The sequence below is a fragment of the Pseudoalteromonas sp. NZS127_1 genome (assembly GCF_015864295.1).
Classification (GTDB): domain Bacteria; phylum Pseudomonadota; class Gammaproteobacteria; order Enterobacterales; family Alteromonadaceae; genus Pseudoalteromonas; species Pseudoalteromonas arctica.
The window spans coordinates 24,924-50,331 of record NZ_JADYXO010000017.1; the positions used below are offsets into that span (position 1 = coordinate 24,924).

19 protein-coding genes and 1 other RNA gene are annotated in these 25,408 nt (G+C 40.0%); 13 read left to right on the plus strand and 7 right to left on the minus strand.

Annotated elements, in window-relative coordinates:
* Positions 1-203 precede the first annotated feature (203 nt).
* The 6 genes from lpxB (at position 204) to I6F50_RS14800 (ending at position 8,176) form a co-directional block, all read left to right on the plus strand.
* Positions 204-1,361: a lipid-A-disaccharide synthase gene (gene lpxB, locus I6F50_RS14775; protein ID WP_197119488.1), complete on the plus strand. Its 1,158-nt coding sequence runs from the start codon at positions 204-206 to the stop codon at positions 1,359-1,361.
* On the plus strand, positions 1,351-1,953 hold the full coding sequence (gene rnhB / locus I6F50_RS14780) for a ribonuclease HII (RefSeq protein WP_197119489.1): 603 nt from the start codon (positions 1,351-1,353) through the stop codon (positions 1,951-1,953). The genes lpxB and rnhB overlap by 11 nt, the downstream gene beginning before the upstream one ends.
* Positions 1,954-1,955: 2 nt before the next feature.
* The gene (gene dnaE / locus I6F50_RS14785; protein WP_197176578.1) at positions 1,956-5,447 is read left to right on the plus strand and encodes a DNA polymerase III subunit alpha; all 3,492 of its coding nucleotides are present in this window, start codon (positions 1,956-1,958) and stop codon (positions 5,445-5,447) included.
* A 16-nt stretch (positions 5,448-5,463) separates the two neighbouring features.
* Positions 5,464-6,420 (plus strand): acetyl-CoA carboxylase carboxyl transferase subunit alpha, encoded by a 957-nt coding sequence (gene accA / locus I6F50_RS14790; protein WP_007581016.1) that lies wholly within the window; start codon positions 5,464-5,466, stop codon positions 6,418-6,420.
* 82 nt (positions 6,421-6,502) lie between these two features.
* Positions 6,503-7,822, plus strand: coding sequence for a tRNA lysidine(34) synthetase TilS (gene tilS / locus I6F50_RS14795; RefSeq protein ID WP_197176583.1), 1,320 nt, complete (start codon positions 6,503-6,505; stop codon positions 7,820-7,822).
* Entirely contained in the window at positions 7,823-8,176 is a 354-nt protein-coding gene (locus tag I6F50_RS14800; protein ID WP_165728542.1) for a hypothetical protein, read from the plus strand.
* 29 nt (positions 8,177-8,205) lie between these two features.
* On the opposite strand, the gene I6F50_RS14805 is transcribed toward I6F50_RS14800, so the two are convergent.
* Positions 8,206-9,102, minus strand: a complete 897-nt coding sequence (locus I6F50_RS14805) for a GGDEF domain-containing protein (RefSeq protein ID WP_024590733.1) — start codon at positions 9,100-9,102, stop codon at positions 8,206-8,208.
* A gap of 133 nt (positions 9,103-9,235) precedes the next feature.
* Here I6F50_RS14805 and I6F50_RS14810 point away from each other — a divergent pair, with 133 nt between their 5' ends.
* Positions 9,236-11,209, plus strand: a complete 1,974-nt coding sequence (locus tag I6F50_RS14810) for a monovalent cation:proton antiporter-2 (CPA2) family protein (RefSeq protein WP_197176585.1) — start codon at positions 9,236-9,238, stop codon at positions 11,207-11,209.
* A 15-nt stretch (positions 11,210-11,224) separates the two neighbouring features.
* On the opposite strand, the gene I6F50_RS14815 is transcribed toward I6F50_RS14810, so the two are convergent.
* Positions 11,225-12,370: a patatin-like phospholipase family protein gene (locus I6F50_RS14815; RefSeq protein ID WP_165728544.1), complete on the minus strand. Its 1,146-nt coding sequence runs from the start codon at positions 12,368-12,370 to the stop codon at positions 11,225-11,227.
* Positions 12,371-12,609: 239 nt separating this feature from the next.
* On the opposite strand from I6F50_RS14815, the gene I6F50_RS14820 reads away from it, so the two are divergent.
* The 5 genes from I6F50_RS14820 to I6F50_RS14840 all read left to right on the plus strand — a co-directional run bounded on the left by I6F50_RS14820 (position 12,610) and on the right by I6F50_RS14840 (position 18,852).
* A complete protein-coding gene (locus I6F50_RS14820) occupies positions 12,610-13,485 on the plus strand; it encodes a DUF3014 domain-containing protein (protein ID WP_197176586.1) in 876 nt (291 codons plus the stop codon).
* A 139-nt stretch (positions 13,486-13,624) separates the two neighbouring features.
* Positions 13,625-13,721: signal recognition particle sRNA small type (gene ffs / locus I6F50_RS14825), an RNA gene on the plus strand.
* A gap of 309 nt (positions 13,722-14,030) precedes the next feature.
* Positions 14,031-15,557, plus strand: a complete 1,527-nt coding sequence (locus I6F50_RS14830) for an acetyl-CoA hydrolase/transferase family protein (protein WP_197176587.1) — start codon at positions 14,031-14,033, stop codon at positions 15,555-15,557.
* Between the two features lie 628 nt (positions 15,558-16,185).
* A complete protein-coding gene (locus tag I6F50_RS14835; protein ID WP_007584064.1) occupies positions 16,186-16,497 on the plus strand; it encodes an EthD family reductase in 312 nt (103 codons plus the stop codon).
* A gap of 219 nt (positions 16,498-16,716) precedes the next feature.
* Positions 16,717-18,852, plus strand: coding sequence for a TonB-dependent siderophore receptor (locus I6F50_RS14840; RefSeq protein ID WP_197176589.1), 2,136 nt, complete (start codon positions 16,717-16,719; stop codon positions 18,850-18,852).
* 33 nt (positions 18,853-18,885) lie between these two features.
* Here the strand turns inward: I6F50_RS14840 and I6F50_RS14845 are convergent, their stop codons facing one another.
* The 5 genes from I6F50_RS14845 to I6F50_RS14865 all read right to left on the minus strand — a co-directional run bounded on the left by I6F50_RS14845 (position 18,886) and on the right by I6F50_RS14865 (position 23,824).
* Positions 18,886-19,980 (minus strand): mechanosensitive ion channel family protein, encoded by a 1,095-nt coding sequence (locus I6F50_RS14845; RefSeq protein WP_197119497.1) that lies wholly within the window; start codon positions 19,978-19,980, stop codon positions 18,886-18,888.
* Between the two features lie 96 nt (positions 19,981-20,076).
* Positions 20,077-20,478 (minus strand): DUF6691 family protein, encoded by a 402-nt coding sequence (locus I6F50_RS14850; RefSeq protein WP_165740904.1) that lies wholly within the window; start codon positions 20,476-20,478, stop codon positions 20,077-20,079.
* Positions 20,479-20,481: 3 nt separating this feature from the next.
* Positions 20,482-20,895, minus strand: coding sequence for a YeeE/YedE family protein (locus I6F50_RS14855; RefSeq protein WP_165740903.1), 414 nt, complete (start codon positions 20,893-20,895; stop codon positions 20,482-20,484).
* 3 nt (positions 20,896-20,898) lie between these two features.
* A complete protein-coding gene (locus I6F50_RS14860; RefSeq protein WP_197142396.1) occupies positions 20,899-22,158 on the minus strand; it encodes an OmpP1/FadL family transporter in 1,260 nt (419 codons plus the stop codon).
* A gap of 241 nt (positions 22,159-22,399) precedes the next feature.
* On the minus strand, positions 22,400-23,824 hold the full coding sequence (locus I6F50_RS14865) for a sugar porter family MFS transporter (RefSeq protein WP_197176591.1): 1,425 nt from the start codon (positions 23,822-23,824) through the stop codon (positions 22,400-22,402).
* 384 nt (positions 23,825-24,208) lie between these two features.
* Here I6F50_RS14865 and I6F50_RS14870 point away from each other — a divergent pair, with 384 nt between their 5' ends.
* Complete coding sequence (locus I6F50_RS14870; RefSeq protein ID WP_197176593.1) at positions 24,209-25,276, plus strand: PIN domain-containing protein; 1,068 nt, start codon at positions 24,209-24,211, stop codon at positions 25,274-25,276.
* Positions 25,277-25,408: the final 132 nt, after the last annotated feature.

The following is a 25,408-nucleotide window of genomic DNA, read 5'->3' on the forward strand; positions in this document are numbered from 1 at the left end:
ATTTACGTTTGTGCAATTTTTGTCAATATGTATATTAGTAAAACTTAATATATATTTTATATGCTACATCAGTATTAAAAACAAACAATACAATAAATTAAATTTAGTGATAAAAAACCAGTTATTTAAAGCATTTAACCAAACAGTAAAACACGGTAAACTAACAAGCATGAACGCCTGGTTTACTTGTGAAATAAAATCAAATGAATAAAGATAAAAAACAACTACGAATTGGTATTGTGGCAGGTGAGCTGTCGGGCGATATTTTAGGCGAAGGCTTAATTAAAGCCCTTAAAAAGCACTTCCCGGATGCTATTTTTGAAGGGATAGCAGGGCCTAAAATGCAAGCGCAAGGCTGTAAAACACTTTACGACATGGATGAGCTTTCAGTAATGGGGCTTGTTGAGGTACTTGGGCGTTTACCGCGGTTGCTTAAAATACGTAAACAACTCGTGCAGCATTTTGTAGATAACCCACCTGATGTATTTATTGGTATAGATGCACCCGATTTTAACTTACGCGTTGAAAAGCCACTTAAAGATGCGGGCATTAAAACAGTACAGTATGTAAGTCCATCTGTTTGGGCGTGGCGCGAAAAGCGTATACATACAATAAGTGCAGCCACTAACTTAGTGCTTGCGTTACTGCCATTTGAAAAAGAGTTTTACGATAAACACCAAGTGCCATGTACATTTGTAGGACATACCTTGGCTGACGATATAGCGCTTGAGCACGACGATACTAAAGCACGTGCAGAACTCGGCTTAAGCCTTGATGACAAAGTACTGGCGTTACTTCCTGGTAGCCGAGGCTCAGAAGTTGGTTTACTAAGCGAAACTTACATTAAAACAGCTGCAGAGCTGCAAGCTAAAAACCCCAATCTTAAAGTTGTGGTGCCACTGGTTAACGAAAAACGCAAAGCGCAGTTTACTGATATATTAAACGCTACCGCGCCAAACCTTAATGTTAACCTGCTTGATGGACAATCAAAATTAGCGATGCAAGCTGCTGATGCTATTTTATTAGCGTCGGGCACTGCAACACTCGAAGGCATGCTTTATAAAAAGCCAATGGTAGTGGGCTATAAAATAAAGCCTTTGAGCTATTGGATATTTAAAACTTTATTTACGTTTAATATTAAGTATTTTTCGTTGCCTAACTTATTAGCAGACGAAGAGCTAGTGCCTGAGTTTTTACAAAGTGAGTGTAATGTGGCTAATTTAATCAATGCGCTTACCCCAATGCTTAATACCGATAACATTGAGCTAAAAGCACGCTTTTTAGCTATTCACGAAAAAATTAGATTAAATGCCAGCGAACAAGCAGCTAATGCTGTGGCGGAGTTAATAAATGCAAATTGATAGACCTAATGTATCCTTAATTGCCGGTGTAGATGAAGTAGGGCGCGGCCCGCTTGTTGGTGATGTAGTTACTGCCGCCGTCATTTTAGATCCCACTAAACCAATTGCTGGCTTAGCGGATTCTAAAAAATTAACAGATAAAAAACGCCAAGCGCTTGCGATTGAAATAAAAGAAAAAGCATTGTGTTACGCGTATGGTCGCTGCAATCCAACAGAGATTGATGAACTAAATATTCTGCACGCTACTATGCTTGCCATGACCCGCGCAGTAGAAGCGTTAAGCACACAACCAGAATTTGTATTTATAGATGGTAACCGCTTACCTAAACTAACAATGCCCGCGCAAGCCGTTGTTAAAGGCGATAGCTTAGTAGCTGAAATTTCAGCAGCGTCTATTTTAGCTAAAGTAGCACGCGATGACGAAATGATTGAGCTTGATAAACGCCACCCTGAATATGGCTTTGCAGGGCACAAAGGGTATCCAACAAAAGCACATTTTGCAGCGCTTGAGCAGTACGGCGCGATTGATGAGCATCGTAAAAGCTTTAAACCTGTGCAGCGTGTATTGGCGCAAGCCAATGGTGAGGGTTAAGCATGGCTGCTCCTGATTTTGTTCATTTAAGAGTTCATTCAGATTTTTCGATGGTTGACGGCCTTGCTAAAACAAAGCCAATAGTTGCTAAAGCGCAAGAGCTGCAAATGCCCGCTATTGCGATTACCGATCAAATGAACTTTTGTGGCTTAGTGCGTTTTTATGGCGCAACACATAACGCCGGTATTAAGCCTATTGTGGGTGCTGACTTTTGGGTTCGTAGCCCAGAATTTCCTGACGAGCCAAGCCGCTTAACTATATTAGCCAAAGACAACGACGGCTATAAAAACATTACCTTATTAATATCTAAAGCGTATCAACGTGGGCATGTGTTTCATCGCCCAGTGATTGACCGAGAATGGCTGGTGGAGCATAAAACGGGCTTAATTATTCTCTCTGGCGCTAAAGATGGTGACTTAGGTAAGGCGTTACTAAAAAATAATCCAAGTGTTATTGAGTCGGTAGTTAGCTTTTATAAGCAGCATTTCAGCGATAACTATTACCTTGAGCTTGTTCGCACTAACCGACCGCTTGAAGAAGACTACTTACACATGGCGGTAGAGCTTGCTACAAAAGAGCAGTTACCTGTTGTAGCGACCAACGAAGTAGTGTTTTTAAAGCCTGAAAACTTTGAAGCGCACGAAATTCGCGTTGCTATTTTTGATGGTTACACGCTTGACGATAAACGCAGGCCTAAACGATTCTCTGAAGAACAATACCTAAAAACATCAGAGCAAATGGCTGAGCTGTTTAGCGACATTCCAGAAGCCCTACAAAACACAGTAGAAATAGCTAAACGTTGTAATGTAACGGTTCAGCTAGGGACTTACTTTTTACCTGATTACCCAACTGGCTCACTCAAGATTGATGAGTTTTTAGTTAAAGTGTCAGAAGATGGTCTTGAAGAGCGACTGCAGTTTTTATTCCCCGACGAAGAAGAGCGAAAAGTAAAACGTGTTGAATACGATGAGCGACTCGATATAGAGCTTGGCGTAATTAACCAAATGGGATTCCCGGGTTACTTCTTAATCGTAATGGAGTTTATTCAGTGGAGTAAAGATAACAATATTCCTGTTGGACCTGGTCGTGGTTCAGGTGCTGGTTCATTGGTTGCTTACGCACTTAAAATTACAGACTTGGATCCGCTAGAATTCGATTTACTTTTCGAGCGATTTTTGAATCCTGAACGTGTATCAATGCCCGATTTCGACGTCGATTTTTGTATGGACAGACGAGACGAAGTAATTGATCACGTGTCGGCTTTGTATGGGCGTAATGCGGTATCGCAAATTATTACCTTTGGCACCATGGCTGCAAAAGCGGTAATACGCGATGTAGGGCGAGTGCTTGGGCATCCTTACGGGTTTGTCGATCGTATTTCTAAAATGATCCCGGGCGATCCTGGGATGACACTTGCTAAAGCGTTTGATATAGAACCGCGCTTGCAAGAAGCCTACGATGGCGACAATGAAGTAAAAGATTTAATCGATATGTGTCGCATTCTAGAAGGGTGTACACGTAACGCCGGTAAACATGCGGGTGGCGTAGTAATATCGCCAACCACTATTACCGACTTTGCCGCGCTTTATTGCGATGACGAAGGTAAGTTTCCGGTCACACAGTTTGATAAAAACGACGTAGAAACTGCAGGCTTAGTTAAGTTCGATTTCTTGGGTTTACGTACACTGACAATATTGCAGTGGGCGGTCGAAATGACCAACGTGCGCATGGAGCGCCAAGGTAAAGACCTCGTTGATATAAACACCATCCCACTGAATGATAAAAAAAGTATTGAGTTACTACTTCGCGCCGAAACAACCGCTGTATTCCAGCTAGAATCGCGCGGTATGAAAGACTTAGTACGCCGTTTAAAACCCGATTGTTTTGAAGATATGATTGCATTGGTGGCCTTGTTTCGCCCGGGTCCGCTGCAATCAGGCATGGTAGATAACTTTATCGACCGAAAATTGGGCCGAGAAGAAATCTCATACCCAGATGCGCAGTATCAGCACGAAAGCTTAAAACCAATACTTGATCCAACGTACGGCATTATCTTGTACCAAGAACAAGTAATGCAAATTGCGCAAGTACTAGCAGGTTACACGCTAGGTGGCGCCGACATGCTGCGTCGTGCAATGGGTAAGAAAAAACCCGAAGAAATGGCAAAGCAGCGTTCAACATTTGAAGATGGCGCAAGAAATAACGGCATTGACGGCGAACTCGCAATAAAAATCTTCGATCTGGTAGAAAAGTTCGCAGGTTATGGTTTTAATAAATCTCACTCAGCGGCATATGCATTAGTATCGTATCAGACGCTGTGGATGAAAACGCATCATCCTGCAGAGTTTATGGCTGCAGTAATGTCGGCCGATATGGATAACACCGACAAAATAGTTATTTTGGTGGATGAATGTGAAAACATGAAGCTCACCTTATTGCCGCCAGACGTAAATGCAGGCGAGTTTAAGTTTACAGTAAACCTGCAAGGCGAAATTGTTTACGGCATTGGCGCAATTAAAGGCGTGGGTGAAGCACCGGTTGATGCAATACTAGAAGCGCGTGCTAAAGGTGGTCCGTTTAAAGATTTATTCGATTTTTGTGCCCGAGTTGACTTAAAGCGCTTAAATAAACGCGTAACCGAAAAATTAATTTATTCAGGTGCACTTGATAAGTTAGGGCCAGAAAAAACACAACCAGGGCGTGCTACATTATTAGCTAGCTTAAAGGATGCAATGCGTGCGGCTGACCAACACAATAAAGCGGAGCTGTTAGGGCAAAGTGATTTGTTTGGTTTATTAGCCACCGAGCCTGATGAGGTTGAACAAGCCTTTATTAAAGCCACAGGACTCACCGATAACGAGTGGTTAGAAGGCGAAAAAGAAACGCTAGGCCTTTATTTAACTGGGCATCCGATAAATCAGTACCGCCGTGAACTTAAGCATTATACCAGCGGAAAAATAGTTGATTTACAGCCAACTAACCGTGATGTATTTGCAACCGCTGCTGGTTTAGTGATTGCCTCTAGGGTATTAATTAATAAAAAAGGAAATCGTTGGGCCTTAGTAACTTTAGATGACAAGAGTGCACGGATTGATGTACGCTTGTATTCAGACGAGTTTGAAAAGTACCAAGATATGCTCCAAGTTAACAATATCTTGGTAATATCTGGACAGGTCAGCTTTGATAACTTCTCCGGTGGTATTACAATGACCGCCAGAGAAATAAACACCATTGCTCAAGCGCGTGAAAAACGCATTAAAGCGATTAAAATGACGCTGAATATGGTGCAAGTCGAGGCAGGTTTCTTCGATAAATTACAAAAAGTACTCGAACCCTATAAAATGGGAACGTGTCCGATCAAGGTTTATTACCAACGTCCAGATGCGTTGGCGCAATTAACTCTTGGGATCGAATGGTGTGTTACGCCGAGCGACGACTTAATTCATAAGTTATCACTAATGGCTGCGCAAGATGTAGAACTAGAATTTAACTAATTAGGTAGTTTAGAGCATGAGCCTCAATTATCTTGATTTTGAGCTTCCAATTGCAGAATTAGAAGCAAAAATTGAAGAATTACAAAATATAAGCCGCGCTGGCGAATTAGACCTTGAGTTAGAAGAGGAAGTCAGCAAATTAAAAGAAAAAAGTGCCAAACAAAAACAGGAGATTTTTTCTAATTTAGGCGCTTGGCAAGTATCACAGTTAGCACGTCATCCGTTGCGTCCTTACACTCGAGATTATATCGAGCGCATTTTCACGGAATTTGACGAGTTTGCTGGCGATCGTACTTTTGCTAACGATCCGGCTATTTTAGGAGGCGTTGCGCGTTTAGATGGCGAACCAGTAATGGTTATTGGCCAACAAAAAGGCCGTGACACTGCTGAAAAAATTAAACGCAACTTTGGTATGCCAAAGCCAGAAGGTTACCGTAAAGCATTACGCTTAATGGAAATGGCTGAGCGTTTTAAAATGCCAATCATGACCTTTATCGACACGCCGGGTGCATACCCAGGTGTTGGCGCTGAAGAACGTGGTCAATCTGAAGCAATCGCGCGTAACTTAAAAGTAATGGCGACACTTAAAGTGCCGACAATATGTACGGTTATTGGTGAAGGCGGTTCAGGTGGTGCATTAGCGATTGGTGTTGGCGACAGAGTTAACATGTTGCAATACAGTACTTACTCTGTAATTTCGCCTGAAGGTTGTGCGTCTATTCTTTGGAAAAGCGCCGACAAAGCACCACTTGCAGCAGAAGCAATGGGTGTAACCGCAGAGCGAGTTAAAGAACTAGATTTAATCAGTAACTTAATTGATGAACCTCTAGGTGGCGCGCACCGCAATTACGATGCTATGGCACGTAACTTAAAAGTTCGCCTTAAACGCGACTTAGCAGACCTACAAGCGCTTACGCTTGAGGAAATGCTTGATCAACGTTATAAACGTTTAATGTCGTTTGGTTATTGCTAAACACATTAAATGTTAAAAAAAGCCGCTTATGCGGCTTTTTTGCTTTAAAATGTTCAGAGTTTTTATATAAAAGTGCGCCCATATGCATACATCAGCAATTTATCAGCAATTAAAAAAATCATTAAATAGCTATATTGAGCAAGGTAACACCGCTTTTACAGTGGCGCTTTCTGGTGGCGTTGATTCTGTGGTGTTGTTGCATTTAATGCGCACTTTAAAAGAAGATAACCCTGCAATTAATATATCGGCTATTTATGTTCACCATGGTTTGAGCCAGTATGCTGATGACTGGCAGCATTTTTGCCAAAATTTGTGCAGAGAGCTTAATGTGTCCTTTGAAGCCGCGAAAGTAGTTATTGAGCAGCAGTCGCGCACAAGTCTTGAAGCCCAAGCACGCGACGCCCGTTATAAAGCACTTGATGAACTAAGTCCAAAAGGCAGTATTATTTTACTGGGCCAACATTTAAACGACCAAGTAGAAACATTTTTACTGCGCTTAAAGCGAGGTTCGGGTTTAAAAGGGCTTGGTTCTATGTATAAAGAGCGCTTGCTGCAAAGTGGGCGTATATGTTTTAGGCCATTGTTAAGTGTAACGCGCAGCGATATAGAAGCGTTTGCAGCGCAGTTTAATATTAACCACATAACCGATGACTCTAATACAGATGAAAGCTTTGACCGTAATTTTTTACGCTCAAAAATAGTACCGGTGTTAGCTGAGCGCTTTAATGGGTTTGAGCAATGCACTGCACGAAGTATTGAGTTGCTACAGCAACAGCAAACACTACTTGATGAATATACACAGCTCGATTTAAATAAGTGTATTAACGAGTATCGAGCACTGTGCGTTAATCAAGTAAGCGAATACAGTGCAGCGCGAATTGCAAATATAGTACGTGCGTGGCTTGCATTATTTACGCAAGTGATGCCATCGCAAAAGCAACTTGAACAAATTATTAATCAAGCAGTTAATGCAAAAAATGACGCACAAATGCTAATTGATTTAACAGATGGACAAATACGTCGTCATCAAGGTTATTTGTACTTTGTAACACCAAGTGCAGAATTAACAGATGCTGAGCTTAATTATATTGAGCTGAATCATTCACAGCTAAAACTTGCAGACGGGCGCTTATTAATTAAAAACACCGGTTGCGGAGTAAGACCTCCAAAAGCTAATGAACAAGTAACAGTGCGCTTTAATTGTAATAGCGCACGTATAAAACCACTTAAAAAGCCGGGTAGCAATACCGTAAAACATTGGTTTAAAGATGCAAAAATAGCACCCTGGCTTCGCGCCAGTGTGCCGCTTATTTTTTATAATGATGAATTAGTTCAAGTGGTTGGTTATTTTATAAGTGCTAAGCATATTGATGAAAATGGTATTTTTTGGGAGTGTAAATAAATGAGTAAACAGCCGCATGTTGGTTTGTCGTTAGTTACTAAAGCGCCAGTGGGTATGCTAATAACGGCCGTTATAGCTATTATTGCTAATATTTTACTTGAGCTAAATATAGTTACGCTAGGTTATGCAGTTGCGGGTGGAATTGTATCTGCAGTGCTTTTATTAGCTTATTGGTTAGGTAAAGGTGGATTGTTTTTTATTTTAGGCGTGAGCCTGCCACTGCTTTTAGTATTATTTACACCGCTTGCTACTATTACTGCATTACTTAATTTAATTAGCGGATTCTTTTTTGGTTTTTGTGCCGCGTTGTTTATTTATAATTTGGTAAGTGCAAAGCCTAGCGGGGGAAGCTAGGCTTTTTATTTAATGCAGTTAAGTAAAGACTAATATGCTTTTGCGCAGTTTCTGCCAGATGCTTTTGCTTTGTATAAACCTTTATCGGCGCGAGCAAATATTTCAGTTTCGCTGTCTTGGCTGTTAGCTAAAGTAAAACCAATACTGGTTGTTACTTTATACTTAGACATTAGGGGCGATTTTCTTACTAAGCACATTATCCGCTCAGCAATCACTTTATTCGTTGTAAACTCAGGGTCTTCAATAAGTAAAGCAAACTCATCACCACCAAATCTAAATACCGAATCAGTGCCGCGTATGCTGCTACACAGTACTTTTGAAAACTCTTTAAGTGTATCGTCACCAATTTTATGGCCAAAGTTGTCGTTAACTTGTTTAAAGTTATCTAAATCAAGCAGCATTAAACTAAATGGACGCTGGTAACGACGGCAGTTTTCAAGTTTTTGCAGTAAAAAGTCATTAAACTGACTACGGTTATTTAAGCCGGTTAATGCATCCTTTGTGGCAAGCTTTAATACTCGGCTATACATCATCGCATTACGAAGTGGATAAACCAGCGCAGTATGCAAAGTATGTAGCTTTTTCTCAATGGCTTGACCAAGCGGGAATTTACTAAAATAAATTAGTTGCCCTAAGTGTTCTTTACCAATCGCCAAATCAAAAATATAGGGTGTACTATTTGTATCACTCTGTGATGTTTGTGTAGTTCCCAGTGTTGACTGAAACTGTAAACCAGAGAAATTTAACAATTGTTTTGTAAATTTTGCGTATATAGCTAAAACATCCTCAATCACTAAGCTAGTTTGTAGCTCTGTAACGAGTTTATGTGTTTCTGTTATTTCATTTGTTGGCGAATGTTCAGCCGAAAACGGCAAAAAATCACCGCGACCAGACACACGCTGCGTCAAAATATGGACGTTTTCCATTAAATTCTCCCCCGAGGGTGTTACTTTGCAATTACTAAGCGATTTTTGTGCCATATTTTAAAACTGGCTGAAAAACAGAAGGTTGCTATATTTAAAGTAAGTCCCTTGGTTTAATTGACGCGTGAGGCCGAATTTGCAGAGTATTAACGTTCAAATTTTTGGCTTGCTAGTGGCAGCAGTTCTTTTTGTGTGGTTTTTTAAACGCATTGGCTTGCCGCCTATTTTGGCGTACCTAGCAACGGGGGTTTTAGCCGGTAGTCATGGTATTGGTTGGCTAGCGCAATCTCATGAAATAGAGTTTGTAGCAGAGCTTGGGATTGTGTTTTTGTTATTTAGTTTGGGGTTAGAATTTTCTATTTCGCGGCTAATGGCAATGCGAAGCCTAGTATTTGGGCTGGGCTCGTTACAAGTAGGTATAACCAGCTTACTCTTCATTATTATTTTATATTGTTTAGACTTTTCCCTGCTCACCAGTTTTACCATTGGTACAATTATGGCGCTTTCTTCTACGGCTGTAGTGGTTAAGCTATTAAAAGAAACGGGTGAGCTTAATCAGCGCCGTGGGCAATTGGCCGTTGGTGTACTGCTTTTTCAAGATATTGCTGTTGTTCCTCTATTAATAATACTTCCTTTATTTGCATCAAGCGACTCTCAAAGTATTGGCTGGGCTTTAGCGTTTGCCCTAAGTAAGGGCGCATTTGTATGCGTGCTTCTTTGGGCAATTGGTAAATGGGTATTGCCCATTGTGTTTAAAGAAATAGCGCAAGTACGAACCGATGAGTTGTTTGTGCTTACCACTATATTAGTCGCCTTATTTGCGGGCTTTTTAACGTATATGTTTGGCTTGTCTATGGCATTGGGCGCTTTTTTAGCGGGAATGATGTTAGGTGAGAGCAATTACAGGCATCAGTTAGAGGCCGATATACGTCCATTTCGCGATATTTTAATGGGGCTGTTTTTTGTAACTGTGGGTATGCAGTTGGATATTTTATTTGTACTGGCGCATATAGTAATAATTATTGGCGCATTGCTTGGGTTACTCGTATTAAAAATTACAGTAGTCGCACTTAGTGCGCGGCTAATGCATGAGCGAAACCAAGACTCGCTCGCCTGTGGCATTATGCTGTGGCAAATGGGGGAGTTTGGTTTTGTACTTATCGCACTTGCTGGCCAGCATCAGTTATTAAACTCAGAGCAAGTTTCATTTTTAATTGCCCTTGGTGTGTTATCAATGGCATTTACACCATTTTTGATTGATAAAACGCCATTTATTTTAAAGCGTTTGGGTATACTCGATCTCCCTAGTTTAGCGCTGGAGAGTGAGCCACAAAGTAGTACACTTTATAGCGACCATGTTGTTATTTGTGGTTTTTCGCGAGTTGGGCAAACTATAGCGCGTTTTTTAAAGCCCGAAGCAATAGACTACGTTGCCATTGAAAGCAATCCAATACTTGTTCAAGAAGGCAAAGCTGCAGGTGAGCCTGTTATATTTGGCTATGTTAAACAAAAAGATATTTTAAAGTGCGCAGGAGTAGAGCGAGCTCGCTTGGTTATTATTACTTTTACAGAGCTTGATCACGCACAAGTTGTTATTGATGCTATAAAACAAATAGCGCCTAACGTTAAAATACTTATTAGAACTCGTGACGATAGCCAGCTCGATTATTTAAAAGGGCTAGGCGTAACCGAAGTAGTGCCAGAGTCGTTAGAGGCGAGCTTAATGCTCGTGTCGCATGTGTTGTCTATGTCGGGCGTACCGATGACGCGTATTGTGCGTAGAGTAAGTAAAGAACGTCGTAATCGTTATCCATTAATGCAAAGCTTTTATGCAGGGTATTTTAAAGATAGCGAAGATGCCTCAAGTGAACGATTAGAATACTTACATGTAGTTGCGCTGCCAAGCAAAGCTTATGCGGTTAATAAAACAATTGAAGATCTAAATTTAGAAAAACGTCGAGTACTCGTAAAAGCACTGCGCAGAGAAGGAGCCGAAATAGATACGCCATCAGCGCAAACAACCTTGTTAGCTAACGACGTTTTAGTACTACAAGGTAAACCAAGGCGAGTAGAGCGGGTAGAGCACTACCTGCTCGACGGAATAGAATAACGTGCCTGTTTGGGCTTAATCTAACTCTAAAAACTCACGCATTTTAGGTAACTGCGCCATGCCATCTTCATAGCCAATTTGCATTAGATGCTGGGTGTAGCGTTTTTCAAACAATAGGTAACTGGTTAAACTCGATTGCGAATGTTTTTTAACACCGATTGTACGCAGCAATACTTTAATCGCCCACGGCATATCGTCGTAATACTGCGCAGCAATAGCATTAAAGTTTTGCGAAGGGTTAATAACAAAGGTATCTATTTGTTTTAGCTCTTGGTGTTTATCGCGTGCAGGTAATAGTCCTAAAGTGCGATTTACACGTTCCAAACGCTCCAAATCCGACTGCATTGTGTCGGTAAATACGCTATCGAGTAAATGTCCCGCAACAGCCGATAAGCCAGGATAATGAGGGGAGTAACCCGGTGGGTGAAGCTCTTTAGGCTGGTCGACCCCAATAATAAATATTTTTTCAGCGCCTAAATGAATCGACGGACTCAGCGGAGAAAGTTGATGTATAGAGCCATCCCCAAAGTAATGGTTATAAATATTTACACTTGGAAACACCATAGGGATGGCACTCGATGCCATTAAGTGTTCAACATTAATGCGCGTAGCTTGGCCTTCGCGTTTAGCGCGTTGCCATGGTGTTTGTGTATTTGATTGAAAAAATGCAACAGAGTCGCCCGTTGTATAACTTGAGGCCGTAATAGACAGCGCATCTAAATAATTACGATGTAAATTGCGCTCAATGCGGTGTAAATCTAAAATTTCGTTTAATAAACCACGCAGAGGGCGGTTGTTTAGCAAGCTCGCTGGTGGATGGTTAATATGTTCTGACTGAAAGCTCGTTAAAATATTACGCGCAATATGACCAAATACGCTTAAAAAATCACTTTTATAGACCATAGAGGTTGAAAAGTTTTTCCAAACTGATTCAAGCTTTCGTACAGCCAAATGCGCACAGGAGGCGTAACATGCTAACGCAGCTGAGTTAATAGCCCCAGCAGAGGTGCCATTTATTACTCTAAATGGCAATGGAGCAGTACGAGGCATACTATGAGCTAGCGCTTTAAGGACACCCACTTGATAAGCAGCACGTGCGCCACCACCTGTGAGTAATAAGGCAATTTTAGGTTTTTGTGGATCAACTTGCTTGATTTTCATATTGGTGGTTAAACTGTTCTACGTCTTTACTTTATTTATTAACTGTAAGTCTTTAAGCTAGAAGAATCAAAGGATAACTGCCCTAATACTTATTACATTGTTTAATCACCCAATTTAGTACTTAACTTACTTTGCTATAATTGCCGTATTATAAAATGTAATAGTATTTGTGTAAGAATGAATTTAATCCACTTAGCGTACTCTAAGTGATATCGCATTTTAATTTTTATGGAGTTCGTATGTCAGATAAACCAGAAGCATCAGATGTTCAAAAACGTCCACCTAATAACAATATTCTTTTCGCCGTTATTATTTTAATAGTCGTAGCATGTGCGGCCGCCTTCGTATTGCTAACACCCAGTGACGAGCAAGCAACACGCACTGAGGTAGAGCCCACAGTTAAAGAACAACCTATGATGGAGCTTAAACCCGAGAACGACCCCGTGGTAGATGCGCAGTCTGTAAATCCAGAAAAGCCAGCAGAGCTTGAAGTACCAGCACAAAGTCCAAGTGAGCCTGTGCCAGAAGTAGAGCCACTACCAACGCTTAACGAAAGTGATGCAGTTGTTGTTGCTAAAATGGACGAGTACCTAAGCGACTCAGTAATGAGCTTAATGGTGACCGACGATGTTATTCGTCGTGGTGTGGTATATGTAGATAACTTAGCAAAAGGAAAAATAGCTAAAAAACACATGCCTGTTGTACAGCCAGAAGAAAAATTTAGCGTGAATGAAGGTGATATCTTAACTATTAACCCTAACAGCTACGAGCGTTATACACCGTATGTGAAAATATTTACCAGTATGAGTGCAGCGCAAGCCGTTCGCATGTACGAAGAGTACAAGCCACTTATTAATAATGCATACAGTGAGATTGGTTACGGCGATGACGAATTTAATCAAACGCTAACCGATGCAATCGATTTATTACTTGATACGCCAGAGCCTGAAGGTGACTTGCCGTTACTTCGTGATTCAGTAACTTACCAGTATGCGTTTTCGGAGTGGGAGCAATTACCAGATGCACAAAAGCAGCTTTTACGTATGGGTCCAGAAAACATGAAAAAAGTAAAAGCAGCATTACGTAATATAAAAGCGCAGTTAGAGAACAATTAATACGCACTAAAATAGCTAAATACGCCGCGATTGTATATGAAGTATGCAATCGCACTTTCTTTTTAGATTATCCCTTGAATAACAGAGCAAAAGTAGAGATAATCCCTCCCGCGCCAACCAAGGCCCTCAATGGTAGTCTTATTGGTCCTCTCGCAACACTAGCAGGCGAACCTGGTCAGGCCCGGAAGGGAGCAGCCACAGTTTGTGACGTGTGTGCCGAGATGTGGCTGGTAAGACTGCCACCCAAATTCCTCATTTGGGTGTTTGAACTAATAAACTTGATTCCTCAAAAATAATTCCTCAAATTAAATAATACTATTTATTTATAGATTACTTTATAGATTACTTTATAAATTACTTTATAGATTGTTATGTCATTTTTGTTAAAAATATTACTAATAACTACATAATAGTATTAATTAAAAGTAAATTAGCCTCCCTTTTAAACATGTTGCTCATCCTCGGTTCGTAAATACGACTTAAGTCTAGATTGTGTAGTACGAAGTTAGGATTAGAATAATGTCAAATTTAGAGAGGAGCTCAGTATGCACTTGGAACGTATTCGCAATAGTAACCTGCACGACAAGGTGATGCCGGCAGAACAAGCAAGCCAATTTATTAAAGATGGAATGACTGTAGGGATGAGTGGTTTCACTCGCGCCGGAGAAGCTAAAGCAGTACCCAGAGCATTAATTGAGCAAGTCAAAAAAAATCCAATCAAAATAAATTTAATGACAGGCGCATCACTCGGTAATGATCTCGACAAGCTATTAACAGAAGCGGGTATTTTAGCGCGTCGTATGCCTTTTCAAGTAGACAGCACTTTACGTAAAGCGATTAATAACGGTGAAGTAATGTTTATTGATCAGCATTTATCTGAAACAGTTGAGCATTTACGTAACCATCAATTAACCATGCCTGATGTGGCTGTTATTGAAGCCGTTGCCATTACCGAAAAAGGGCATATTGTGCCGACTACATCGGTTGGTAATTCAGCGAGTTTTGCTATTTTTGCCAAAGAAGTCATCATTGAAATTAATATGCTGCATAACCCGAATCTTGAAGGTTTGCATGACATATATATTCCTTCGTATCGTCCTACTCGTCAACCAATGCCGTTAGTTAAAGTAGATGATAGAATTGGCAGCACTGCAATTCCTATCGATCCTGCAAAAATTGTTGGTATTGTTTTTACTAACCAAAGCGACTCGTTTTCTACCGTTACCGACCCTGATGAAGACACCGCCGCTATTGCGCGCCATTTAGTTAACTTTTTTAAAGAAGAAGTGGCTCAAAATAAATTGCCAGCTAATTTAGGACCGCTACAAGCAGGCATTGGTAACATTGCAAATGCTGTGATGATGGGACTACTCGATTCTGACTTTAAAGACCTAACAATGTACTCTGAAGTACTACAAGATTCGACGTTTGACCTAATTGATGCAGGTAAGCTTAGTTTTGCATCGGGCAGCTCAATTGTTTTATCGGAGCGTTGTAATGCGCAAGTATTTAATAATTTAGAACAATACAAAGACAAGCTAGTGTTACGCCCTCAAGAAATTTCTAACCATCCTGAAATAGTGCGCCGTTTGGGAATTATTGCAATAAACACCGCGCTTGAGTTTGATATGTATGGCAACGTAAATTCAACACATGTTTGTGGCACACGAATGATGAATGGTATTGGTGGCTCTGGTGATTTTGCTCGTAATGCTCATTTAGCAATATTTGTGACTAAATCGATTGCTAAAAATGGCGCTATTTCAAGCGTAGTGCCTATGGCCAGTCATGTTGATCATAACGAACACGATGTTGATATTTTAGTAACCGAGCAAGGCTTAGCTGATTTACGCGGTTTAGCGCCGCGTGAGCGAGCAATACAAGTCATTAAGCACTGCGTGCACCCAGATTACCGTGACGATATGTTAGATTACTACAATCGCGCTTGTGAGCGTGGTGGGCACACCCCTCATTTACTTGAAGAAGCGTTTAGCTGGCATATTCGTCTTGAACAACAAGGCAGCATGAAAAAAGTATCTGCAGCAGATGCTCAAGTGCAACTGTCTGCATAAGCATTTTGGTTTATTAAAATTGAATTAGTTAGTTTTATACTTACTTTTGAACCGCACTAGTGTCAGCTCAATCAGCTTTGATTAGTGCGGTTTGATATAAACTGTAAGTCCAAAATAATTTTATACCTACTCTTTGTATACCTTTCCCAACCACCTTTTATTATTTTATTCACTTAGGTTTAAGTGCTATTACCGTTATTAAGTGTGTAATGTGCTTATTAAAAATATAGGCACTAAATGGCGTTTGACAGAGGATTAGAAGAGCGACCTTACAGTAAAACCAGTTAAGGGCTTGGTTTATATTTTGCCTGAAGGTTTTGAGTCTGATTCTGATTTAGCATATTGGGTAAATACGTGCGTTAACTTTGTAGAGTCTTTGCCGCCCAAACCTTTTAAAAAACGACCCGCACTTAAGTAAATTAGCGAAGTATCACCTTAATTAAAATAAGCACTGCAATCAAATTACTGGCGCTATGAGCATGAATGCTACATAATTGAGCGACTGCTCACTTATGCGCTTTTTACTTAAGTATGATTCATACTATTTTAAAGACGCTTTGAACACTAGTTTGTAAAGCTGTTTATTAGCACAGCTTTAAATTTTTTAGTAAATAAAAGAGAGAATGTAATGATTAAAGTAAGCGTATTATACCCAAATAATGAAAGTGCTACTTTCGATATGGACTACTACTGTAAAACACATTTACCCCTAGTTGCAGAGTTAGTTGGTAAAGCGCTTATATCAAGTAGTGCAGATGCAGGTTTAGCAGGTGGCGCACCGGGCGAAGCGCCAACTTATATTGCTATGGGGCATTTAGTGTTTGAATCGGTAGAATCTTTTCAGCAAGCCTTTGCACCTCATCAAGAGGCAATAGCCGCTGATTTAGTTAACTTTACTAACGTGTCTCCAGTAATTCAAATTAGCAATATTGCTGGGTAAATTACACGCTAAAACTAATTTAAGAACTACTTAATAACCCCTACCGCATTTAGTGCAGTAGGGGTTTTATTTTAACTGCAATAAAAGGGCTAGCGCTCTGTTTTAAGTAATATTAGTTCTAATATTTAGATGTATTAAACCCGCCCTTGTGTTGATTATGAAAATGATAAAAGTTATCATTTAGGTTGTTAGCTATCTACACTTCTCCCAGGAATTATCATGTTTAACCCTAATTATTTGGCATTAAGTATTGCTGCGTCTTTATCTGTTTTTTCTAATATAGCTTTTTCACAACAAAACGACGACATTGAAACTATTGAAGTAACTGGCCGTGCCCAGCAATTTTACCTAGAAACCGAAAGTAAAATTGGGACTAAAACTAATTTAGATCTTATTAAGCTTCCGCAATCTGCGCAGGTATTAACCGAGCAACTTATTATTGACCAAGCAGCGCGTGACATTACCGATTTGTACCGATCTATTGCGGGAGTGAGCGAATATAGCTACTCAGGCGTAACTTTTCGTGGTTTTAGAGATGACGCAAATGTATTTTACGATGGTGTGCGTGGCGACCCATATTCGGGCTTTGGTGTACCGCAGTTATTTAATGTAGAACGTGTTGAAGTATTAAAAGGGCCTGCCTCTGCTTTGTATGGCGGTGGCGAACCTGGTGGGATGATTAATTACGTAACTAAAAAGCCAAGCTACACACAAAAACGCGAATTAAAGCTTACTTTGGGTAATTACAACACCCGTGGTGCATCACTCGATATGACGGGTGGTTTAAACGATACAATGGCTTATAGATTGGGTGGTTATTATGAAGAGCAAGACAGCTTTCGTAACAATGCAGACTCAGCTAATACCGAGCTAACAGGCGGATTGTTATTTGATTTAAGTGATTCAACAACCTTAACCACAAGTGTTGACTACATAAAACAAGACCTGGGCGGTAACCGCTTACGGGGCGTACCGGTAGATGACAACGGCAACTTTTTAGTTGACCCAAGTTATAACGCTAATGAAGCGGTTGATTATCAAAATATGGAAGCTTTGGTGCTTCAAGCAGAACTTAGCCATTATTTTAATGATGATTTTTCTTTAAGTACTACGTTTCGCTACATGGATAACGAGCGAGACCAAGCCTACCATGAGTCGCAAAGCTGGGTAGATGTAAATGGTGATGGCGAAGCAAACATTGATGACGAAACCATCAAACGAGAATACCGTAAGCAATTTCGTGCCAATAAAGAAGCAAGCTTAACCACCGACTTTGTTTATAACTTTGGACAAGGACAATTAACCCATCAGTTTTTATTTGGTGGTGATTACCACACCGTTGATACCGAATATGACTACTTACGTGCCCGATATGAGGCCGATGGCGTCGCTAATTTAAATATTTTTAATTTAAACTACGGTGAAACCGACCCAAGCACTTATAACCTTACCGACATGAACCGCGATGGCGTTGATACCGACCGATTTGGTGTGTATGCACAAGACGTAATTAGCGTAGGCGAGCAGTGGACAATTATTGCAGGTTTGCGCTATGACCATTTTAAAGAGTTTAATCAAGAAACTGGTTTTAGTTACTCAGATAACGACATAACGCCGCGCGTTGCTGTTACTTATCAGCCAGTAGAAAACACATCGGTATATATTAACTACTCAGAGAGCTTTAACCCTACATCGTCAGCCGACCAAGAAGATGTAGAGGGCGAAGGTAATTTAGAACCAGAAACCGGCAAGCAAACCGAACTGGGTATGAAAAACCAATGGCTTGACGGCAAAATAATGAGCACCTTTGCAATTTACCAAATTAATAAAGAAAACGTGGTAATGAGCAACCCTGACGATACTGGCGCGGGGGATGGCATTGCTGCACTTTTAAATATAGGTGAAGTAGAAAGCCGAGGATTTGAAACAACTTTAGTTGGCGATTTGTCGCAGCACTGGACCGTAACGGCTAACTACGCGTACAACGATACGCAAGTGGTAGACGGCGTAACGGGTGATACGCTTTCAAATACATTTGGAGATGGTTCGCGCTTTGCTAATGCACCACGCCACCAGGCAGGTTTATGGACTCGCTACGCACTGGATTCGATTGATTCATCAATTGCCTTTGGTGCAAATTACGTAAGTGAGCAACTTAGTACAAGTGGTCAAAAAGTAAAACCATTTACCGTATTTGATATGAGCTGGACGAGTCGCTTTGATAACGTGTTATTGAGTATAAATATTAATAATCTGTTTGATAAAGAATATGCTGTAAGTGGGTTTAGTGAGCGGAACGGCCACTTTCCTGGCAGCCCTCGTGAAATTATTGGGCAAATAACTTACAAGTTTTAATACTTATTAGCGCGAGAGTTACTCGCGCTTTTTTTAAGTGTTGCCTTGCACCTTTTTATCACTATTAAATTTAGCTGCTTCTTGAGTCGTGTTAATAGCCGTAATAGGGAAGGGGATTACAATACCTTCTTTTTTATAGCGTTTATGCAGGGCTTTTATAAAAGCAGATTTAACCCAAAAGCGATTAAAGTATTCTTTTGCGCGCAGCATAACCGTAAAGTTAATACTTGATCTGTCAAAGGTATGAAAAACCACAAAGGTATTGTAATCATCAACACCCCATTCGTGTGAAATAAGTATTTCACGAGCCACTTCAAGTGTTACTTGCTCAACAAATTCTAAATCTGAATCGTAATGCACGCTTATATCAACAGGCACGCTTAGCTCTTTTTCAGGGTAAAAGTAATTAATAATACGCGACTTAGATAATTGGCTATTAGGTATAATAATCATATTGTTGGGTAGCATTTTAACCCATGTAGATCGCCAGCCTATATGATCAACAAAGCCTTGCTCCTTAGATTCAAGCTCAATAAAATCACCCACCCTTATAGGTTTATCTATTACTAGCTGCACGCCAGAAAAAAAGTTTTCGAGGGTAGGTTGCAAAGCAAGGGCAACAGCCAGTGATGTAATTCCTAACGAGGCAATAATAGGCGTAATAGAAATACCTAACGTGCCCATTAACACCAGTAATCCTACTGACGATAATGTAACGCGTATCACGCCTTTAATTATGCTTTTGGAATTAAAAACCACGGCAGATTGTTCGCCATAGTAATTAATAGTGCCAATAATAAAGCGGTCTAAAAACATAATAAGTGCAAGCAGCGCTAATACAATATTAATGCTATTAAAAGGGATCTGTTGAGAAATAGAAGTACTAATAATGAAGGTGTCGTGCTCTAAAATGGTGAGTAGCACAATAATTGTGCACAGTGTTAGCGGCTTAGATATTGACTCTATTAGTAAAGTATCGAATATAAATTTGGTTTTTGAAGTCCATTTTTTTAGCCAGTACATTACAAAAAAACGAATTAAAAACAGTAGTATAGCTATAAGTAAAAGGGAGGACGCTGCGCTTAACCAAGGTGTGCTGTTAGAAAATTCCAGCGCTTTATTTAGCATAACTTAAACCTGTTCAATATAGTTTTATATATATTGCAGCAAGTTATGTACCTTTGTTTGGGTAAAGTAGCTGCCGAGTTTAGTCGGCAGCAAATATTATACTTTTTTGGCTAACCACATACCGCCTAGCACGGCTGCAAAAAACAATAAAAACTCCATTTTAAGAGATACCAATTGAACCAAGCCCGGGCCTGGGCATATGCCACTTAAACCCCATCCTAAACCAAAAAGTACTGAGCCAATAATTAAGCGCGAATCAACTTTTTTTAAATCACTTAAATTAAATGTGCCTGAAATAAGTGGCTTCTCTTTTTTTGCAACCCATAACCATGTAAGCATCATTATTAGCATGGCAACAGCCATCACTATAATTAAGCTTGCGTCCCATTGGTTCCCGTAGGTAAGAAAGTTAATCACTTTAGCGGGGTTTGTCATCCCGCTAATAATAAGTCCTAAGCCAAATATAAAGCCTATAACAACCATCATAATTGCTTTCATTATTTATCCTACAAGGTTTGCTGTAATGAAGGCGACAAGCATAAATGTGCATGTTGCAACCCAAGAGCGAGTAGAAAAGCGCGACATGCCGCACACACCATGGCCACTTGTGCACCCATTAGCTAAAGTTGTACCAGCGCCAACTAAAAGCCCCGCAACAATAATAAGCCAAGGCGGCAACTGTAATTCGCCTTCTAATAAAGAAGGAGCAAATACTCTTACAGCTACACCTGCCAACAACAATCCTAAAATAAAGTATAACTGCCAACGCGAGCCCGAATTTGCTTTAGCAAATACAGACTTAACAATGCCCGATATGCCTGCAATTTTTCCGTATAAAACCAGTAATAACGTACACGCTATACCAATTAATGCACCGCCTATTGCAGCCGATACGGGGGTGAATTCTGTTACCATTTTTTAAATTTCCCAAACAATAGAAACACCTAAACCGGTTTGTTTCATTTCGATTGATAGTTGTTGATTTGGCGCTAAGTAGTTAGCGCCCGTTACTTTTTTAGCTGGCGAATAAAAAGCCATAGCGTTTAATTGTACCTTGTTGGTAAAAGAATGGCTAAAGCCCGTTGTAAAATGCCACTCTTGAACGCCCGGCGCTAAAATATTTAATATAACTTGCGACGAAGGAATAGGTTGCTCGGTGTAAGACACCCCAAAACGAATTTTTTGTTGCGATGTACGCTGCCACTGATAGCCAAGCTTATAAATAGTCATATCGTTCCAGCCAAATCCAGCGCCGGCGTTAGCTCCTAAAGGCGCTGACATCAAGTTATCGACTGGGTTTGAAATACTTTTTACTTCGCTGTAATTTATTTTTTGCCAATCAAATACCACCTGATTACTAGGTGTAAGTTTATAAGCTGCACCAATTTGAAACGAACTTGGCAGATCAAATCCGCCTTGCTCTGCAAACAAACCTTTATAGCTATCAAACTCTTGCATAGACACTGATGAGCGGTAACTTGCCCCCCAGCTTAATGACGAATTTATATCTTGGCTAATACCTAGTTGAATGCCTAGGCCTGTGCTTGTATCGGTGCCATTATTTGTAAGCGCTTCTGGTGATTGCGAAAAAGGAGCAAAGTTTTCAAGCCCTTGTGCTTCAAACTGCTGCACCACGTAAATAGGGGATACACCAAGGCGTGTTTGTTCATTCAACTTATAGCTTACTGTTGGGCTAATAAAGAGCTGCTTTAAATCAACGCCTGCCGTACCACCATAAAAGGTTCCTTCAGGAGCTGACTCTGCGCCGTACTCAGAATTCATACCGCCATTGCCATACACTAATAAGCCAATATTTACTTTTTCATTTAATTGGTGGCCAATAGCAAATTCTGGAATTGCGAATACGGAGTTATCGCTTTTTTGTGTTTTTGCTTCAAGATAAAAAGCGTCAGGGTAAAAAGTATCTACTTTCGATGCAGTGTATTTTCGCTCAGGTGAAAAAAGCTCTAAGCCCAGAGATAGCTGTGTTCCGTTTGGCAAAAAAGTAGCAGGATTATTAGCGCCAGACATTAACTCTTCTGACAGCGCTACACCTGCGCCAGCCATGCCTTTGTGGGTCATGCCGTAGCCGTGTGTAAAATACCCATTAGTAGCAAATGCACTGAACGAACCTAACGCACACGTTAAAGCTAAGCCTGATATTAACTGTTTTTTCATTTTAGTAGACACATAAAGTTGGAATGGGCGGACAATAGCTAATTATTGATATTCTAAAAAGGAATTTAAATAGATTAGTTATAATAAAAGGTAATAGAGCAATGGCTATAAAGTTAAAATAAATGAGCAAAGATTGCTATTTAACTTTTAGGTTATTTATACAGGGAGTCCATATAAGACCCTAGATAACGCTGCTTTATAAAAAGGCAAAGCGGCGACTAATATCACCGCTTTTAAAAAATCACATAGATTCGAGCGTTTTACCGCGTGTTTCTTTAATGTATTTAACAACAAAAAAGATGCTTATAAGTGCTGATAACGCATAAAAGCCATAAGCACCGGCAAGGCCTATATTGGCAAGCATAATAGGGAAGGTCATGGTGATTGCAAAGTTAGCAATCCACTGGGCACTGGCAGCAACGGCAAGCGCTGCACCACGAATACGGTTATTAAACATTTCGCCTAATAACACCCATACAATTGGGCCCCAACTTAAGCCAAAAAATACCACAAATAAGTTAGCCATAATAAGTGCAAACGTACCCATGTTATCGCTAAGGGCAAGTTTGCCTGCTTCATCAAGGCCTGCGCTGCCAAATATATAAGTAAGCGCGCTTAAGCTAATAAACATACCAATACTGCCTACAAGCAGCAGTGGTTTACGGCCAACTTTGTCAACTAACGCAATGGCAATAAAGGTCGATACAATATTAGTAGTGCCCGCTAATACATTTATAAATAACGATTGCGACTCATCAAACCCAGCGGCTTGCCAAAGCTCAGAGCCGTAATAAAACACTACGTTAATACCTACAAATTGCTGAAATACACTCAGCGCCACACCTACCCAAACAATTGGGTGTACTTTTTTACTGCCATCAATAAATAAATCGCGAATACTTGGTTTTGTATCGCTATGCAAGGAGCGTTTAACATCGCTTATTTGCTTATCTGCATTGTCGTTTGATATTTTACTAAATACCGCTTTGGCATCGTTTACTTTACCTTGCGCCACTAAATAACGAGGTGACTCCGGTATAAATAAAACACCCACTAAAAACAACACAGCAGGCACAAGCTCAGCCCAAAACATCCAGCGCCAAGCGGCTATATCAAGCATTAAAATATTTTGCGCGCTGCCAGCTGCATCAGCAATTAAATAGTTACTTAAAAATGCCGCAAACAAACCCAGTACAATAGCGAGTTGTTGTAATGTCGCCAAACGACCACGTAGTGCGGGTGGCGCAACTTCTGCAATGTACGCCGGCGCTAATACCGATGCAGCACCAATACCTAAACCACCAAATAAACGATAAAAAATAAACTCTGCAGAGCTTTCGCTAATGCCTGAGCCAAACGCACTAATGGCAAAAATAATCGCAGTGATGATCATAATTGCACGGCGACCAAACTTATCAGCCAGCGGCCCCGCAGCAAGAGCACCTAAGGCACAGCCAAGTAACACAGACGCTACGTTAAACCCTGTTGCCACACTGCTTGAATTAAATGCATTACCGAGTGCCGACACCGTGCCATTAATAACGCCCGAGTCAAAACCAAATAAAAAGCCACCAATAGCAGCCACGGCCGATATAAATATTACGTAAAAAAGAGAGGTGTTTTCAGCTGTGTTGGCTGAGTGAGTAGGCGATGTGTGCGTTGTCATTATATGCCCTGAAAGTTAAATTAAATATAAAGGAGCATAATATCGTAAAGCGCTATGGCTGAATACATTTGTGCAGGTATAACGATTTAGCGGGTATAAATTGAGCCTTTCTAAAGGTTTTAATTTAAGTAACCGCCTTTTAAATAACACAGACTGAATATTCAATAAATAATATGCACTTTATGGTCAGAGCCTGTTTACCAACATTACTGATCTCACTCATCTTGGTGTTTTTTGCAATTACATAACCTGTTCTGAAGTTAAGTAATTGTTTACATGTGGTTATTTGGTGGTTAAGGTAAATACATTGAATATAGGTACATTTGTCGGTTTATAAAGCGACAAATGTCGTAGACTAATTTATTAAATTTCAAAAGGCACAGTATGCTCGAAACTCGAAAAATATTTATTGATACTCAGTATTTTGTTAAATCAAACTTTAATTTCCACTCTCAATCTTTTAAGTCATTACAAAAGCTATGTAAATCTAATGAAATTCAATATTATTTGACGAGCGTAGTTGAGAGAGAAGTAGATAACCGTATTAAACTATCAATAAAGGACTCTCTTAATTCCTTGAAGCAGTTCAAGAGAAAAGCAAACATACTTTCAACAATTGAAGATCAACAACTTTCCTCTCTATTTGCAGATGTTGCTGAAGATGAAGTGTATGAAAAAGCTAGTAATGTGTTTCATGCATATAACCAAGCCTGTAATTATGAATATGTTGAAGCAGACTCTATAGATAGTGAGAAATTATTAGAGCTTTATTTTGAGATGAAGCCACCGTTTGGGGAAGGAAAGAAAAAGGCAGAGTTTCCTGATGCAATATCATTACTATCGCTTGAGTCTTGTCTCGAACCAGATGATAAATTATATGTTATTTCAGATGATGTTGATTTGAAGTCCTATTGTGAAGGTAATAATAGGCTCATTGCTATTGATAACTTAGAAAAATTATTAGATTTATATAATGAGCATACAAGTGTAAGAACAGTGAAGATTAAAGAGTATATTGCTGAACAGTCTGAAGCATTGAAAACGCAAATATCAGAATATATGGATGACTGCGATTTTTATAACTCCTCATCATGGGAAGATGCCGAAGTAGATGGTATCAGTGTACTTGAAGTTGGCGAAATAGATCCTTCTGTAATATCAATTAACGATGAAGAGTGTTCATTAACTTTTGAAATACCTTTGAAGATCGAGGTTACAGTAACAGGACCTGACTTTAATAATGGCACGTATGACAGAGAAGAGGGGCATGTATATACCTTTGGACATTCAACAAGAACGGAGAATGTTGAGTTATTATTTACTGTAGAGTTAGAACTTTATTATGAGTTTGTATCTGGTGAATTGAATAATATTGAGCAGAACTCACTGTATATCCCCGCGGCTAGTTCTGGAATTGAAGTCGATATTGAAGAAAATGGATCTGATTGGTAGTTATTGAAATTTAACAACACGCCCTGAGGTGGACAGCAAGCACTAAAGCTCACTTTCCACCGCAAATTTTAAAAGCGGTGATCCCTTACTTTTACAATGCGGTTAAGTAAGTTGATTCATCGTAGGGCGTAT

Coding starts and splice junctions, on each gene's coding strand:
- lpxB (WP_197119488.1), top strand. CDS start 204: ATGAATAAAGATAAAAAACAACTACGAATTGGTATTGTGGCAGGTGAG.
- rnhB (WP_197119489.1), top strand. CDS start 1,351: ATGCAAATTGATAGACCTAATGTATCCTTAATTGCCGGTGTAGATGAA.
- dnaE (WP_197176578.1), top strand. CDS start 1,956: ATGGCTGCTCCTGATTTTGTTCATTTAAGAGTTCATTCAGATTTTTCG.
- accA (WP_007581016.1), top strand. CDS start 5,464: ATGAGCCTCAATTATCTTGATTTTGAGCTTCCAATTGCAGAATTAGAA.
- tilS (WP_197176583.1), top strand. CDS start 6,503: ATGCATACATCAGCAATTTATCAGCAATTAAAAAAATCATTAAATAGC.
- I6F50_RS14800 (WP_165728542.1), top strand. CDS start 7,823: ATGAGTAAACAGCCGCATGTTGGTTTGTCGTTAGTTACTAAAGCGCCA.
- I6F50_RS14805 (WP_024590733.1), bottom strand. CDS start 9,102: ATGGAAAACGTCCATATTTTGACGCAGCGTGTGTCTGGTCGCGGTGAT.
- I6F50_RS14815 (WP_165728544.1), bottom strand. CDS start 12,370: ATGAAAATCAAGCAAGTTGATCCACAAAAACCTAAAATTGCCTTATTA.
- I6F50_RS14820 (WP_197176586.1), top strand. CDS start 12,610: ATGTCAGATAAACCAGAAGCATCAGATGTTCAAAAACGTCCACCTAAT.
- I6F50_RS14830 (WP_197176587.1), top strand. CDS start 14,031: ATGCACTTGGAACGTATTCGCAATAGTAACCTGCACGACAAGGTGATG.
- I6F50_RS14835 (WP_007584064.1), top strand. CDS start 16,186: ATGATTAAAGTAAGCGTATTATACCCAAATAATGAAAGTGCTACTTTC.
- I6F50_RS14840 (WP_197176589.1), top strand. CDS start 16,717: ATGTTTAACCCTAATTATTTGGCATTAAGTATTGCTGCGTCTTTATCT.
- I6F50_RS14845 (WP_197119497.1), bottom strand. CDS start 19,980: ATGCTAAATAAAGCGCTGGAATTTTCTAACAGCACACCTTGGTTAAGC.
- I6F50_RS14850 (WP_165740904.1), bottom strand. CDS start 20,478: ATGAAAGCAATTATGATGGTTGTTATAGGCTTTATATTTGGCTTAGGA.
- I6F50_RS14855 (WP_165740903.1), bottom strand. CDS start 20,895: ATGGTAACAGAATTCACCCCCGTATCGGCTGCAATAGGCGGTGCATTA.
- I6F50_RS14860 (WP_197142396.1), bottom strand. CDS start 22,158: ATGAAAAAACAGTTAATATCAGGCTTAGCTTTAACGTGTGCGTTAGGT.
- I6F50_RS14865 (WP_197176591.1), bottom strand. CDS start 23,824: ATGACAACGCACACATCGCCTACTCACTCAGCCAACACAGCTGAAAAC.
- I6F50_RS14870 (WP_197176593.1), top strand. CDS start 24,209: ATGCTCGAAACTCGAAAAATATTTATTGATACTCAGTATTTTGTTAAA.